This is a genomic window from Streptomyces sp. PsTaAH-137, from assembly GCF_003259365.1.
Lineage (GTDB): Bacteria > Actinomycetota > Actinomycetes > Streptomycetales > Streptomycetaceae > Streptomyces.
Map to the genome: position 1 here is coordinate 415,456 of NZ_QLLY01000001.1, position 14,858 is coordinate 430,313.

Here is a 14,858-nt window from a genome sequence, read left to right on the forward strand (position 1 = left end):
GATGTCCGCGCACGCGTCGTACGCACACGGGCAGGTGGCAGGTCTTCGGACTCGTGAGCACATCCGTCCGGACCGGACGGACACCTACTGGCCGTCGCTTCCCAAGCCCCTTTGTCGGAGCCCAGTGCGTATGACGGCGGTCGTTCCCACTCACCGCTGCGGGGCAGTCCCGGATTCCCACCGGGTTCCCTCTTGCGACGCATCCCGCCTGGCGGACGGGGCGAACCAGCTGCGGGGCCCACCCTACGGGCCGCCGGACGGGAGTCGCCAGGGGGACCGGCCGCACGATGCGGGGACGGAGAACGATCACGAAGTCCTTCACGTCGTCGCGGCGGCCGTCTCGACGACGCCGATCGGCGATCCGGTCCCCGCGGCCGAACTGCCCGCCCTGCGCCTCGCCCGCCCGCGGGCACGTCGCGCCGTTCCAGCACGGACGGTTCCCCGGTTCCCCGAAATGGATCTTCCACGGACCGTTCCGTGGAACCCGGCGAAAAAATCCGCGCGACCGCGGCAACCCGGCGCCGGGTCGCGCGTCGTGTGGGGGTGAAGGGTGCCGACCGGTGTCCTCGCCCCGACCCTGGAGTACGACCGTGAACCACCTTGTCCCCGTCCGCGGCGCCGTTGTCGCCGCCGGCCTGCTGGCCGCCCTGGCCACCGTCCCCGCGGCCCACGCCACGGAGACACCGTCACCGGCCGGTCCCGCGACCGCCGCCACCGTCGCGCCGAGCCCGGTCCCGTCGAAGCCCGCCACCAGCGCCCCGAGCCCGGCCACCAGCGTCCCGCAGACCGTCGAGCCGTCCGCCGCTCCGGCCCGGCCGAAGGATGCCACCCCCTCGGCGGCGCCCGGCGGCACCGAGGCTCCCTCGCCCGTCCCCTCCAAGGACGAGCTGGCCCATACTGGTTCGTCGAACACCGGCACCACCGTGATGGGCGCCGGAGCCGTCGTCCTCGTCGCCGGTGGGGCGGGAGCCCTCTTCGCCGTACGCCGCCGCTCGCACCGCTGACACCGCCCCGAGGAACCCGTGCACAGCCCCGCAGTCACTCAACCCGCCCCATGGGAAGGGCCGTTCGTCCTTCCCCGCGGCCGGATCCGCGCCGGACGGCGGGCGTTGCTGCGCGGGCTGCTGCGCCGCGACCGGTCCACGCTCGAAGCGGCACCCGGCCGGGACACACCGCGGTACCTCTCCGCGTACAGCGGCACGCATCCCTACCCGCGACCCGACCGGCCGCCCACGATCAGCGAGCTTTACAACGCGCACCGGCTGCGCATGGTCCGGCTCGCGGTGCTGCTCGTGGACGACCAGGCCACGGCGGAGGACGTCGTGCAGGACGCGTTCACCGCCCTCTACCGACGCCACGGCGAGCGGATCACCGAGGTCGACAACGCCCTCGGCTATCTGCGCACCTCGGTCGTCAACACGGCCCGGTCGGTCCTGCGCCGCCGCCGCACCGCGCGGGCCTGGACACCGCCACCGGCCGGTGCGGCCCCGTCCGCCGAGGACTCCGTCGTCCTCGACGAGGCACACCGCGAGGTCCTCGCCGCGCTCGCCCGGCTCACACCGCGCCGCCGCGAGGTCCTCGTCCTGCGCTACTGGGCCGACCTCAGCGAGGCCGAGATAGCCGCCACCCTCGGCATCAGCAAGGGCGCGGTGAAATCGAACGCCAGCCGCGCGCTCGACGCACTCGAAAAGATCCTGGAGGGCCGGATATGACGCCCCGCACCCCACGGGCCGAACCGGCCGACCGCCCGGAGCGGCTGACGGAGCGACGGCTGCACGCGGCACTCGCTGCCCGCGCCGACCGCGTCACCGTCACCTCGCTGCGCCCGGCCGAACCGCCCGGACCCCATCTGCGCCGACTGCCCCTGCTCCACCACGGCCGGCGGCGGTACGCGCTGGCGCTCGCCGGTCTCGCCACCGCCGCGGCCCTCGCCGCCGGCTACTTCACCCTGGCCCGCGACACGGATCCGCACCGCACCCCCGTACCGCCCGCCGCGCCCTCGGCGCCGACCGCCACCGACCGCGACTCCACGCCGCGCGCGTCCCAGGAGCCCGGCACCGCGGTGCCGTCGCCGCTGCCCCCGTCGACATCGGCGTCCCCGACCGCGCCGGACGCCACCGACCCCACGGCGACCCCGAGCACACCCGGCTGAGCCAGGACCGGCCGACACCCGGACACCGGGGCGGGCTTCCGCGCAGGCACACGGCACAGTTGAGGCACCACAAGTGTCGGCGCAGTGCCTGAGGGAGGAACGCGTGCTCGGTCTGGAGCTTGTCGTGCTGTTGGGGATCGCCGTGCTCGTCGGCTCCGCACTGGGCGACCGGCTGCGCATCGCCCCGCCGATGGTCCTCATGGTCATGGGCGTGCTGATCGGCCTGATCCCCGCCCTGCGGAAGGTGGAACTGCCCTCCGAGGTGGTGCTGCTGCTGTTCCTGCCCGCGCTGCTGGCCTGGGAGAGCCTCAACACCTCCCTGCGCGAGATCCGCCGCCACCTCACCGACGTGGCGCTCGCCGCCACCGTGCTGGTCATCGCCTCCGCGGCATCGGTGGCCTGCGTCGCGCACGCCCTCGGCATCGGCTGGGGCCCCGCCTGGGTGCTGGGCGCCGCCGTCGCCCCGACCGACGCGACGGCCGTCAACGTCGTGGCCCGGCTCCTGCCGCGCAGGGACATCACCCTGCTGCGCGCCGAGAGCCTGCTCAACGACGGTACGGCGCTGGTCGTCTACGGCATCGCCGTCGGCGTGACCGTCGGCACCGAGGCCGTCACGGCCCCGCACGTCGGCTGGCTGTTCGTCCTCGGCTACGGCGGCGGCGCCCTGATCGGCCTCGCCACCGGTACGGTCGTGCAGTGGTTCCGCGCCCGCATGGCGCAGGCCGACGCGCTGCGCGGCCAGGTGCTGTTGCTGCTCGCCCCGTTCTCCGGATACCTCGTCGCCGAGCGGATCGACGCCTCGGGTGTGGTCGCCGTCGTGGTGTGCGGGCTCATGCTCAGCCAGAGCGGGCCGCGCACCGTACGGGCCGAGGTCCGCGTCCAGGCGCAGAACTTCTGGCAGGTCGCCACCTACCTGCTCAACGGCTCCCTGTTCGTCCTCATCGGCGTCGAACTCGACTTCTCGGTCCGCACGATGGGCGACGACGAGATCCCGCGCGCGCTCGGCACCGGACTGGCCGTGGCCGGCACGCTCGTCGCCGTGCGCTTCGCCTACTACTTCGGGGTGGCCGCCTTCTTCCGGATCGCCCGCAGGGGCACCGCCCGCGCCTCCGGCACGACGTACTCCGGCCGCCGCCTGACCGTGAGCGCCCTGTCCGGGTTCCGCGGGGCGATCTCGCTCGCCGCGGTCCTCGGTGTCCCCGCCCACCTCGACAACGGCGAGGTCTTCCCGTCCCGCCAGCTCATCGTCTTCGTCACCGGCGTGGTGATCGTCGTGACGATGGCCCAGGCCCTGATCCTGCCCTGGGTGGTGCGCTGGGCGCGGATCCCGCGCGACCGTTCCGTCGCCCGGGAGGAATGGCTCGCCGAGTCGGCGGCCCTCGAGTCCGCGCTCGCCGCCCTGCCCGACCTCGCCGGACGCCTGGAGACGGCGCCCGCCATCCGCGAGGCGATCGAGCGCTCCCACCGGTTGCAGGCGGACACGGTCGCCCAGCGCTGCGCCACGATCCCCGACGATCCCGACGAAGCCGCACTCCACCCGCGGCGCCTCACCGACGACCACACGGCCCTCAGCCTCGCCCTCCTCGCCGAACGCCGGTCCGTGGTCGTCCGGCTGCGGGACACCGGCGACATCGACGACACGGTGCTGCGCAGGCTCCAAGGGCGGCTGGACACCGAGGAACTGCACCTGTTGGGGCATGTCCCCGTGGGTGAGTGAACGGGGGAGTCCGTCAGGGCAGGTCGATCGTGCCCGCGGGCGTGTCGAGGCGGACCGTGAGACCCGCCGGGCCCTCGGCGACGTCCAGAGCCGTGCCGAGCGTGACCAGGCGGCGGCTCAACTCCGCCGGGTCCGGGGCGCTCGCCGCCACGGACCGCAGGCTCACCGACGGAAGACCGGCCGACGGATGCGCCGTGGTGCCCCAGTCGATGAGGAACGGCACCACACCCGCGCGCTCGTCGAGCGTCAGCCGCCACTCCAGCAGGGTGCCGTCCGGCCGCCGCCTGCTCATCGCGCGGACCGGACCGACCTCCGTCCCCGCCGCGCGTGCCTCCGCCACCGTGGCGTCCAGGACCGGCGGACGGATCGCCCACGTCACGACGGCCGGTGCGGTCAGCCGGTCGATGCCGAACGGCCGCGGCCGGGCCGGCTCGGGCTGCTCCGGATCCGGTCCGACGATCTCCAGATAGGCCGAACCGCCCAGCCCCACCAGGTGATTACGGGTTCCGAGGCCGACGTGCGCGCCGCCGGGCGCGGGCGTGACGCCGGACCGCCGGGTGAAGTCGGCGACCGTCGCCGCCAGGTCCGGCGTGGCGAGCACGAGATGGTCCAGGAGCGGGGGAGAGGTGGCCATCCCGGCACGCTAACAGCCGCCCGGCCCCCGACTCACGGCCGCTCATCAGGCGGTACGGGCCGCCATCACCCCGAACCCGGCGATGTACTCCTTGATCGGCCGGTAGAAGGAGTACGCCACCTCGTACGGCCCGGCCGCGCCGAGCGCCGCGAACGCGGCCACCCAGGTCCGCACCTCGTGGGCCGAGTTGCCCGCGTCCCGCGCCATGCCCTCGGGCGTCATCGCGTCGACGGGGGAGAGGTCGCCCGAGGCGAGCGCCGCCATCAGGGCCCGGTCCCACTCCGGGTTGAGGTCCTGGATCGCGGCCGTGCCCGCCGCGAAGTCCTTCGCCGTGTCGATGACGCGCTGCTGCCGGGCGTCACGGGCCGCCGCGGTGGGGTGCCTGCCGTTGAGGAGCATGGCGCGCGCGGCGTCGTCGGCGGTCGCCCACTGCGGGACCGGCGGGTCGTGGGAGAGGCCGCCCGAGCCGAGGACGAGCACCCGCTCGTCCTGGAGCCCGGCGAGGAAACCGCCGATGGCCTCGCCGAGCATCCGCACCCGGCGCATCGTCACGAAGGGCTTGGCCACACCGTTGACGAAGACCGGCACGGTCGGCACCGTGTCGATGCCGCCGAACAGGATCTCCAGCGGCTGGATCGCACCGTGGTCGACCTCCATCCGGCGGGAGATCGCCACGTCGACGTCGCGCTCGGCGACCCACTGGGCCAGCTCCTCGGCCCGGCCGGTCGGCACGTTCAGCGGGCCTTCGGCGGTGCCGTAGTCGCCGACGCCCAGGGCCTCGTACCCGATGCAGAACGGCGGCATCAGGTCGTAGAAGAAGCCGTTGTAGTGGTCGGGCGCGAAGGAGACGACCAGGGTCGGGTCGTACTCCTGGACGAAGGTCCGCGCGGCGGCGAAGGCGCCCTGGACGGCGTCGGCCACCTCGGCGGGCGGCTCGGCGAAGTCAAGCAGCGGGCTGTGCGACATGGTGACGAGGGCGAGGGTCATGACGAGGCTCCTTCGGTGGCGAGTTCCCCGACCGGTACCCGCACGGACACGGCGGTCAGCGAGGCCGCCGCGCGCACGGCGGCGAGGGCGCGCGGCGCCTGACGGGCGAGGGAGGCCGCGGCCACGAAGTGGTCGGGCCGCAGCACGACCAGACCGCACGCGCGGACGTCGAACCAGTCCTTGAGCGCGCCGGTGCTGTCACCGACCACCGTGACGGGCGCCGGTGCGTCCGCGTACCGCCCCTCGGCCCAGACCCGCTGCGTCTCCGGCATGAAGGAGACCAGCTTGATCCGGTGCCTGCGGACGAACGCCAGGTCCGCGTCCGTGAGGTACGCCGTCGGGTCGGTGCCCCACGTGGCGAGCGTCCACCAGTCACCGGTGACGTCATCGAGGAGCACGTTCACGGCGTCGGAGGTGCTGACCCGCGGCTGGATGAACTGCAGCCCGACCGGCGACAGTTCACCCGCGGAGTCGGTGAACGGCGCGAGCGCGCCACCGCGTTTGAACCCGGCGCGCGCCCGGCCCGGGGTGAGCGTGGCCTGGTCGACGACGACCCCGGTGGCGTAGCGCGGCATGGGCTTGAACCGCAGCTCGGTGAAGTACGACTTCCACTTCGGTACGAGGTTGAGCGCGGACGCGGCGATGTCGCGGACCGTGCCGCCGACGCGGCCCATCTTCATGACCGTGCCGGCCGCCATGTTGACGTCGATCATGTCCGAGGCGTGCTTGCGGCGTTCCTCGGTGTACGTGTCCAGGAGGGTGTCCCGCGCGTCGCCGGCGAGGACGGCGCTGAGCTTCCACGCCAGGTTCGTCGCGTCGCGGATCCCGGAGTTCCAGCCCTGGCCGAGCCAGACGGGCATGAGGTGCGCGGCGTCGCCCGCGAGGAAGACGCGGCCCTTGCGGAAGTCGGAGGCCACCCGGCCGTGATGGGTGAAGGTCCGCTGGTTGATGATCTTCAGCGCTGCCGGGTCGGGCACGTGCCGCCGGAGCAGGGCGCGCATGAACGCGGGGTCGTCGCACCGCTCGGTCGGCTCGTCGTCGTGGAGCATGAACTCCCAGCGCCGGATGCCCTGCGGCAGGCCGATGGAGACGTAGGGGCGGCGCGGGTCGGCGCCGAGATACACCGACGGGGTGCCGATCGGGTCGTCGGCCACGTCGACGACGACCCAGCGGGTCGACGGCGACTTGCCCTCGAACTGCACGCCCATCCACTTGCGGGTGAAGGAACTGCCGCCCTCGCAGCCGACGGCGTACCGGGCGGTGAGGGTGACCGTCCCGACGGTCTCGCCCTCCGCGTCGAGCCGCGCGGCGGTGACGAGGACGTGGTCACCGCGGTCCTCCAGGCCGACGACCTTGTGGCCGAAGCGCAGCGCGGTGCCGGGGAACCGGTCGAGCCCGGCGGCGAGTTCCTTGTCGACCAGCGGCTGCACGAAGCCGTGCTTGCGCGGGTAGCCGAACTCCTGCGTCCTCGGGTTGTTGGTGGCCAGGACCCGGCCGGTGCCGTTGACGAGGCGCACCACGTGGTGCGGGACCGTGAACGGCTGGACGCGTTCCCACAGGCCTGCCGTGTGCAGGCTGCGGATCGACTCGTCGTCGAGGCCGACGCCGCGCGGGTAGTCGATGAGTTCGTGGCGGGCTTCCAGGACGGTGGCCGTGCGGCCGCGCACGCCGAGCAGATTGGCGAGGGTGAGGCCGACGGGCCCGGCTCCGATGACAACGACGTCGGTGTCGTAGGTGGTCATGGGGTGTTCCGATCGATTCAGTGCCGGTGCGAGTACCGGTGCGGTGGCCTGGTCAGTTGTGCGACAGGAAGTCGGTGACGAGGCGGTTGAACTCGGCGGCGTGTTCGATCATCGCCCAGTGGCCGCACCGGTTGAGCAGCACGAGGCGCGAGTCCGGGATGTTGGCGAGCAGCCACAGGCTGGTCTCGTAGTGCAGGACGCGGTCGTCCTTGCCGTGGATCAGCAGGGTCGGCGTCGTGATGCCGGGGATGGTGTCCCGGTCGACCTTGATCGGGATGGGGGCGCCGTGCGCGAGGCCCTCGACGTAGTTCGCGAGGTGGTCGGGGCGGGCGAGTGCCGCCTCCGAGCGGGCCCGGGTCAGCTCCGGCGTCGCGAAGCGCGCCTTGTCGTACGTCATGATCTCGACGAGCGCCTTCATGTTCTCCGGGCTCGCGTCCTTGTACGCCTTGACGAGGACCTTCAGGCCCTCGCTCGGGCCGTCGCCCGCGCCGAACAGGGAGGCCGGGCCGCGGCCCAGCGAGGCGCCCATCGTCACCAGGTGGGTGATGCGCTCGGGGTGGAGCGTGGCGAAGCGGACCGCGGTGTGGCCGCCCATCGAGTTGCCGACGAGGGCCGCGCGCGACAGGCCCAGCGCGTCGAGGAACTCCACGAGCGTCGCGTCGTGGTCCATGTCCTTCGTCGCCTGGGCGTCGGAGTCGCCCCAGCCCGGCATGTCGGGGGCGACGACATGGAATCCGGCGGCGGCGATCTCACCGATGTTGCCCGAGAAGTTCGACCAGCCCGTCGCGCCGGGTCCGGAGCCGTGCAGCAGCACGACCGGCGGGGCACCGGCCGCCCCGGCCTCGTAGTACCGCATGCGCAGGCCCGACGGAAGGGTGATGTCGTTCGACGCGGCTTCCTTGGTGAGGGACAAGACCCGGCTCCTCGTTCTCTATGTGCACGCTGGTGATCGTTATTTACACGCCAATAACTCTGATGCAACGCTCGCGGGGGAGGAATGTCAAGGGGTTCTTGCTCACGTCCGTTGCCGCTGCGGGGGCGCCCCGCGGGCATGCCGAAGAGGGCCGGGTCACCCTCTCCCGGCCCTGCTCGGCGTACGTGCGTCAGCTCGCCTGCGCGAGCCCCAGCGCCACGTCGACGATCATGTCTTCCTGGCCGCCGACCAGGCCCCGCCTGCCGACCTCGACGAGGATCGTGCGGACGTCGACGCCGTAGCGTTCGGCCGCCGCCTCGGCGTGCCGCAGGAAGGAGCCGTAGACCCCGGCGTAGCCGAGGGTCAGCGTCTCGCGGTCCACGCGGACGGGGCGGTCCTGGAGTGGACGGACCAGGTCCTCGGCCGCGTCCTGGAGGGCGAACAGGTCGCAGCCGTGCTCCCAGCCGTTGAGGTCGGCGACGGCGACGAACGGTTCGATCGGGCAGTTGCCCGCGCCCGCGCCCTGGCCCGCCAGGGAGGCGTCGACGCGGGTCACGCCCTCCTCGACGGCGACCATGGAGTTGGCGACGGCGAGGGACAGGTTCTCGTGGGCGTGGATGCCGATCTCGGTGGCCGGGTCGAGCACGTCCCGGTAGGCGCGCATCCGCTCGCGCACCCCGTCCATCATCAGCCGGCCGCCGGAGTCGGTGACGTAGACGCAGTGGGCGCCGTAGGACTCCATGAGCCTGGCCTGCCCGGCGAGGGTCTTCGCGTCGGCCATGTGGCTCATCATCAGGAAGCCCGAGACGTCCATGCCGAGTTCGCGGGCCGTGGCGATGTGCTGGGCGGAGACGTCCGCCTCGGTGCAGTGCGTGGCCACCCGCACCGAGCGCACCCCGAGCGCGTACGCCTGCTTCAGCTCCTCGATGGTGCCGATGCCGGGCAGCAGCAGAGTCGTCAGGCGGGCGTTCTCGATGTGGGCCGCCGCCGCCTCGATCCACTCCCAGTCGGTGTGGCTGCCGGGCCCGTAGTTGAGGGAGCCGCCGGCGAGGCCGTCGCCGTGGGACACCTCGATCCCGTCGACGCCGGCCGCGTCGAGCGCGGCCACGATCCGGCCGACCTGCTCCGGCTCGATGCGGTGCCGGATGGCGTGCATCCCGTCGCGCAGCGTGACGTCCTGGATGAACAGCTTGGCGGCGGTCATGCGTCGGCTCCCTGGAGTGCGGTGGCGCGGGCGGCCATGGCCTCGGCCATCCGCAGGGCCGCGCTGGTCATGATGTCGAGGTTCCCGGCGTACGCCGGAAGGTAGTGGGCGGCGCCCTCGACCTCCAGGAAGACGGACACCTGGTGGGTGACCGGAGCCCGGGTGAGGGTGTGCACGGGCTGGTCGGCGGGGACCGGCGCGATCTGCACCCGCTGCTTGAGGCGGTAGCCCGGCACGTACGCCGACACCTCCTCGACCCGTCGCGCGACGGCCGCGCGGATCGCGTCGTGGGTGGCCTCGTCGGGCGCGTCCACCAGCGCGAGGACGGTGTCGCGCATGATCAGCGGCGGCTCCGCCGGGTTCAGGACGATGACGGCCTTGCCGCGCTCGGCGCCGCCGACCGTCTCGATGGCGTGGCTGGTCGTCTCGGTGAACTCGTCGATGTTCGCGCGGGTGCCGGGACCGGCGCTCTTCGACGCGATCGAGGCGACGATCTCCGCGTACGGGACCGGCGCGGCCGAGGAGATCGCCGCGACGATCGGCACGGTGGCCTGGCCGCCGCACGTCACCATGTTCACGTTGTCCGCGCCGACGTGGTCGTCCAGGTTGACCGCCGGGATCACCATCGGGCCGATGACGGCGGGGGTCAGGTCGACGAGCTGCTTGCCGTACGGGGCGAGCGCGGCGGCGTTCGCGACGTGGGCCTTCGCGGAGGTGGCGTCGAAGACGATGGCGATGTCCGCGAAGCCGTCCATCGCGATGAGCCCCTGGACGCCCTCGGCGGTCACGGGAACGCCGAGGCGCTTGGCGCGGGCGAGCCCGTCGGACGCGGGGTCGATGCCGACCATCGCGCCCATCTCCAGGGTGTCCGAGGTCCGGAGCACCTTGATCATCAGGTCGGTGCCGATGTTGCCCGAGCCGATGACGGCGACCTTGGTCTTCATGCTTCAGGCTCCTTCGCTGCTGGAGTCGGTGGCGTCACTGGAGTCGTGGAAGCGGACCGAGACGGAGCCGAGTCCGCTGATGTCGGCGGTGAACACGTCCCCGGCCGCCGCGGGCACCATCGGGCCGAGCGCGCCGGACAGGACGACCTGGCTCGCGCGCAGCGGATCGCCGACCTCGCGCGCGGTCCGGGCGAGCCAGCCGAGCGCGGCGAGCGGATCGCCCAGGCAGGCCGAGCCGTCACCGCTGGAGACGGTCTCGTCGTGCCGCTTCAGCGTCATCGTGGCCGTGACCGGCTCGAACTCCGAAAGGGGCTTGGCCGGGCCGCCGATGACGTAGAGCGCGGAGGAGCCGTTGTCGGCGACGGTGTCACCGAAGCTGATGTCCCAGTCGGCGATCCGGCTGTCCACGATCTCCAGGGCGGGCACCGCCTCGGCCACCGCGGCCCGGATCTGCGCGTCGTCGAGGGGACCGTCGGAGAGGTCCGCGCCCAGGACGAACGCGATCTCCGCCTCGACCTTCGGCTGGAGGAGGTCCCCGAGCGGTACGGACGCGCCGTCCGCGACGCTCATGTCGGCGAACAACACTCCGAAGTCCGGCCGGTCCACACCCAGTTGCCGCTGCACGGCAGGCGAGGTGAGGCCGATCTTGCGGCCGGTGACCCGGGCGCCCGCTTCGAGGCGGCGCGCGGTGAGCAGCTCCTGGACGGCGTAGGCCGCCCGCACGTCGTCCCTGCCGATCAGATCGCGGACCGGGGCGCAGGGCACGCGGTCCGCGGCGGCCTGCAGCAACCGCTGTGCCGCCTGGGCGACGGCGTCGTCGCCGGGGGAAATCTCGTTCATGCCCTCAGCTTGGACACCGGGGTCGCCCGGCGCCCAGGAAAGAGTTCCGTCCGGCGGAACTCGGGCCGGATCCGCGGATCAGTGGCCGCGCAGCTCGGCGCGCCGTCCGAGTGTCGCCGAGATCCCCGCGGCGGCCGCGCGCACGCTGGTGGCGTGCCGGGCGGGCTGGAACCGGTGCACGGGGCCGGTCACGCTGACCGCCGCCACGATCTCGTCCGCCGGGCCGAAGACCCCGGCCGCGACGCACACGATGCCGACCGCCGACTCCTCGTACTCGAAGGCCACGCCCTTGGTGACGATGTCGGACAGCTGGCGCGACAGCACGTCGACGTGGGTGATGGTGCGGGGCGCCTTGCGCTCCAGGGGTCCGCTCAGAGTGGCCTCGCGGACCTCGGCCGGGGCGTGGGCGAGCAGCACCTTGCCGAGCGCCGTGGCGTGCAGCGGCATCCGCCCGCCGAGCCGCGACGGCGAGTCGGCCTGCTGGTGGCCGCCCATCTTGGCGACGTAGACGACCTCCGAGCCCTCGCGCGTGCCGAGGTGCACCAGCTCGTGGGTGCGCACGTACAGGTCCTCCAGGAACGGCGTCGCCACTTCGAGCAGTCCTCGCTCGACCGACGCGCGCATCCCCAGCTCGAAGACGAGCCCGGACAGGCGGTAGCGGCCCTGGACGCGGTCGAGCAGCCGGGCCGCCACCAGGTCGCCGAGCACCCGGTGCAGGGTGCTCTTCGCGAAGTCGGTGCGCCGCTGGAGTTCGGCGAAGCCGAGGGTGGTGTCCTCGACGGTGAAGGCCTGGAGCACCGTGAGGGCCTTGCCCAGGACGCCGCTCGGCGCGTCGTCGCTCAAGGGGTCGTCCTTCCTCAGATGCCGAACGCTGCGACATGTCGACTTTACGGGAGCATGCGCGCGCCCCTGGAGTGACGTTCTGTCACCACCGCGCCCGTAGACTGGGCCGATGAGCGACAACGAGGCGGGGGCGGACGACCGGAAGGCCGGGCGGGGGAGCGGCGCGGCGGGCAAGGCCGTCGGCTCGCAGACGCTCGCGCGCGGACTGCTCGCCCTCGAACTGGTCGCCGCACAGCCCCAGGGCCTCGCCGTACAGGACGTGGCGCAGCGGCTCGGCGTCCACCGCACCATCGCCTACCGGATCCTGGTCACGCTCGCCGAGCGTCATCTCGTCGTCCGGGCCGCCGACGGCCGCTACCGCGCGGGCTCCGGCACGGTCACCCTGGCGCGCGGCTACGCGGCGGGCGTCCGCGAGGCCGCCCTGCCGGTGCTGCGCCGCACCGCCGACGAGCTGGGCGCCACGGTCGCGCTGATCTCGGCGGAGGGCGACGAGGCCGTGGCGGTCGCGGTGGTCGAGCCCTGGTCCGTGGACTACCACCTCAGCTACCGGGTCGGCAGCCGCCACCCCGTCGGGACCGGCGCCGCGGGCCTGGCCCTCGCCGCCCTGCGCGCACCCGCCGAGGACGAGTCGCCGGAGGTCGCGCAGGCCCGCGAGCAGGGCTACGCCCAGACGTTCGGCCAGGTCGAGCCCGGCGCGTACGGGGTCGCCGTGCCCCTGCGCATGGCGGACCCGGCCCTGCACATGTGCGTCAACCTGATCACCTCGCGGGAGGACGTGGCGCGCGGCTCCATCGCCGCGATGCGCGCCGTCGCCGAGGAGATCTCCGCGCTGGGCTGACCTCCGCCGTACCGCTTCCAGGCCCCCGCAGCGATGTGGGGGCCTGCGGCGTTTCCGCACCCGGGCCGCTTTGATCGATCATCCGGGCAGCTCTTGACACTCTGTGAGGCCGCCCGCAAGGTGTTCGCTATCTACAAGTGCTTGTGCGGAAAATGCACACACCTTCGCGTCGTGGCCGTGGACGATCCGGCCGCACCCCGCGTGCACCCCCTCCGCAGCGCACCGAACCCCCGGAGCCGCAGATGCCCACCCACGACGCTGCGCGTCGCGCCCAGTCACGGCGGATCGCCCTGTCCAGCTTTGTCGGCAGCGCCATCGAGTTCTACGACTTCCTGCTGTACGGCGCCGCCGCCTCGCTCGTCTTCAACGAGCTGTTCTTCACCGACCTGAACGCGCTGGCCGGCACCATCGCCGCCTTCGGCACCCTCGCCGTCGGCTACGTCGCGCGACCGCTCGGCGGCATCGTCTTCGGGCACTTCGGCGACCGCGTCGGCCGCAAGTCGATGCTCGTACTGACCATGACCCTGATGGCGCTCGCCAGCTTCGCCATCGGCCTGCTGCCCACCTACGGCACCATCGGCATCTGGGCACCGGTGCTGCTCGTCGTCTGCCGCCTGGTGCAGGGCGTCGCCGTCGGCGGCGAGTGGGGCGGCGCCGCCCTGATGGCCATGGAGCACGCGAGTACCGAGCGCCGCGGCCTGATGGCCTCCTTCGCGAACATGGGCGGCCCGGCCGGTGCCGTGCTCGCCACCGCCGTCTTCGCCGGATTCTCCGCGCTGCCCGAGGACCAGTTCCTCGCCTGGGGCTGGCGCGTGCCGTTCCTGCTCAGCCTGCTGCTCATGGCGATCGGCCTGTTCATCCGGCTGAAGGTCACCGAGAGCCCCGTGTTCGCCGAGGCTCAGCGGCGGGCCGCCGAGGAACCGGCCGCGAAGCAGGAGGCGCCCCTGTTCACCGTGTTGCGCCGCTACCGCAGGAACATCGTCCTGTCCTGCCTCGGCGGCTGCGCGGCCCTCGTGCTTCAGTCACTGCTCGCCACCTTCATGCTCACCTACGCCACCGGCGCCGGCTTCGAGCGCTCCACCGTGCTGCTCGCCCAGACGGTCTCCTCGGCACTGCACATCTTCACCATCCCCGCGTTCGCGATCCTCTCGGACCGGGTGGGCCGCCGCCCGGTCATGATCACCGGCGCGCTGGTCACCGCGGCGGCCGCGTTCCCGCTGTTCGCCCTGGTCAACAGCGGCTCGGTGGCACTCCTGTTCGCGGCGTACATCATCGGCAACCCGATCCTCCAGGCGTCCATGTACGGGCCGATGGCGGCGTTCGTCAGCGAGATGTTCGGCACCCGCGCCCGCTACACCGGCGCCTCCCTCGGCTACCAGCTCGCCTCCACCCTCGGGGCGGGCACGGCGCCGCTCATCGCCAGCAGCCTGCTCGCCGCAGCGGGCGGTGGCACTCACTCGGGCTGGGTCAGCGTCTATCTGATCGGCGTCTGCCTGGTCAGCGCGGCGGCCATCGCGCTGACCAAGGAGTCGCACCGCACGGACATCACGGACGGCACGCCCGCGGTGCCGCTGCCCGTCCGGGAGCCGGCCCGCAATTGACGCGGCGTCGGATCCTCGGCTCCTCGGCCCGTCGGCTCAGAAGAACGTCTTGTCCCAGTCGCCCGCGACCAGCGCGCGGACCGCGTGCTCGAAGCCGTGGCCGACGCGCTGGAAGCCCGCGTCCCCGTAGGTGAGGATGTCGCCGTTCTCCGCGAGCAGCACGGCCTCCTCGGTGGAGAACACGGTGCCGACCAGCAGGACGGGGGAGCCGAGCCGCTTGCCGAGGATCCGTACGGTCCGGGGGGTGGCGTGCGTGGACTCCCGCGTCGTCTCCACGGATGTCGTCAGGGTCTGCTCCCGCTGCCGCCACATCCAGGCCACGGTGATCTCGCCATACTGCTCCAGGACGCGGTGGAGGCGCCCCGCACGGGTTCGTTCCGGACTCTTCACGACGGAATCGAGCCATCCGCTTGCCTAATGCAGGCGTTTTAACTTGAGTGGAG

15 protein-coding genes and 1 riboswitch are annotated in these 14,858 nt (G+C 72.8%); of the genes, 6 read left to right on the plus strand and 9 right to left on the minus strand.

Annotated features, from left to right (window positions below; all coding sequences use genetic code 11):
• Positions 1–18 precede the first annotated feature (18 nt).
• Positions 19–245, minus strand: a riboswitch (cobalamin riboswitch).
• 345 nt (positions 246–590) lie between these two features.
• The 4 genes from K377_RS41515 (at position 591) to K377_RS01750 (ending at position 3,869) form a co-directional block, all read left to right on the plus strand.
• Positions 591–1,004: an LAETG motif-containing sortase-dependent surface protein gene (locus K377_RS41515; RefSeq protein WP_161195160.1), complete on the plus strand. Its 414-nt coding sequence runs from the start codon at positions 591–593 to the stop codon at positions 1,002–1,004.
• A gap of 18 nt (positions 1,005–1,022) precedes the next feature.
• A complete protein-coding gene (locus K377_RS01740) occupies positions 1,023–1,712 on the plus strand; it encodes an RNA polymerase sigma factor (RefSeq protein WP_258394947.1) in 690 nt (229 codons plus the stop codon).
• Positions 1,709–2,152: a hypothetical protein gene (locus tag K377_RS01745; protein WP_111661255.1), complete on the plus strand. Its 444-nt coding sequence runs from the start codon at positions 1,709–1,711 to the stop codon at positions 2,150–2,152. Before K377_RS01740 ends, K377_RS01745 begins: the two co-directional genes overlap by 4 nt.
• 103 nt (positions 2,153–2,255) lie before the next feature.
• Entirely contained in the window at positions 2,256–3,869 is a 1,614-nt protein-coding gene (locus tag K377_RS01750; protein ID WP_111661256.1) for a Na+/H+ antiporter, read from the plus strand.
• Positions 3,870–3,882: 13 nt separating this feature from the next.
• Here K377_RS01750 and K377_RS01755 read toward each other — a convergent pair whose 3' ends face one another.
• From K377_RS01755 to K377_RS01790, 8 genes are all read right to left on the minus strand, one after another.
• Entirely contained in the window at positions 3,883–4,503 is a 621-nt protein-coding gene (locus K377_RS01755; RefSeq protein ID WP_111661257.1) for a VOC family protein, read from the minus strand.
• Positions 4,504–4,548: 45 nt separating this feature from the next.
• On the minus strand, positions 4,549–5,490 hold the full coding sequence (locus tag K377_RS01760) for a 3-carboxyethylcatechol 2,3-dioxygenase (protein ID WP_111661258.1): 942 nt from the start codon (positions 5,488–5,490) through the stop codon (positions 4,549–4,551).
• Positions 5,487–7,232, minus strand: coding sequence for a bifunctional 3-(3-hydroxy-phenyl)propionate/3-hydroxycinnamic acid hydroxylase (locus tag K377_RS01765; protein ID WP_111661259.1), 1,746 nt, complete (start codon positions 7,230–7,232; stop codon positions 5,487–5,489). Before K377_RS01765 ends, K377_RS01760 begins: the two co-directional genes overlap by 4 nt.
• 52 nt (positions 7,233–7,284) lie before the next feature.
• Positions 7,285–8,145: an alpha/beta fold hydrolase gene (locus K377_RS01770; protein WP_237551864.1), complete on the minus strand. Its 861-nt coding sequence runs from the start codon at positions 8,143–8,145 to the stop codon at positions 7,285–7,287.
• Between the two features lie 190 nt (positions 8,146–8,335).
• Entirely contained in the window at positions 8,336–9,349 is a 1,014-nt protein-coding gene (gene dmpG, locus K377_RS01775) for a 4-hydroxy-2-oxovalerate aldolase (protein ID WP_111661260.1), read from the minus strand.
• Positions 9,346–10,293: an acetaldehyde dehydrogenase (acetylating) gene (locus K377_RS01780; protein ID WP_111661261.1), complete on the minus strand. Its 948-nt coding sequence runs from the start codon at positions 10,291–10,293 to the stop codon at positions 9,346–9,348. Before K377_RS01780 ends, dmpG begins: the two co-directional genes overlap by 4 nt.
• Positions 10,294–10,296: 3 nt before the next feature.
• A complete protein-coding gene (locus K377_RS01785; protein WP_111661262.1) occupies positions 10,297–11,133 on the minus strand; it encodes a 2-keto-4-pentenoate hydratase in 837 nt (278 codons plus the stop codon).
• Between the two features lie 78 nt (positions 11,134–11,211).
• The gene (locus K377_RS01790; protein WP_111661263.1) at positions 11,212–11,976 is read right to left on the minus strand and encodes an IclR family transcriptional regulator; all 765 of its coding nucleotides are present in this window, start codon (positions 11,974–11,976) and stop codon (positions 11,212–11,214) included.
• A gap of 109 nt (positions 11,977–12,085) precedes the next feature.
• On the opposite strand from K377_RS01790, the gene K377_RS01795 reads away from it, so the two are divergent.
• Both K377_RS01795 and K377_RS01800 read left to right on the plus strand, forming a co-directional pair.
• The gene (locus K377_RS01795) at positions 12,086–12,814 is read left to right on the plus strand and encodes an IclR family transcriptional regulator (protein WP_111661264.1); all 729 of its coding nucleotides are present in this window, start codon (positions 12,086–12,088) and stop codon (positions 12,812–12,814) included.
• A gap of 242 nt (positions 12,815–13,056) precedes the next feature.
• Entirely contained in the window at positions 13,057–14,415 is a 1,359-nt protein-coding gene (locus tag K377_RS01800; RefSeq protein WP_111661265.1) for an MFS transporter, read from the plus strand.
• Positions 14,416–14,451: 36 nt separating this feature from the next.
• On the opposite strand, the gene K377_RS01805 is transcribed toward K377_RS01800, so the two are convergent.
• A complete protein-coding gene (locus tag K377_RS01805; RefSeq protein ID WP_111661266.1) occupies positions 14,452–14,805 on the minus strand; it encodes an SUKH-3 domain-containing protein in 354 nt (117 codons plus the stop codon).
• Between the last annotated feature and the right edge of the window lie 53 nt (positions 14,806–14,858).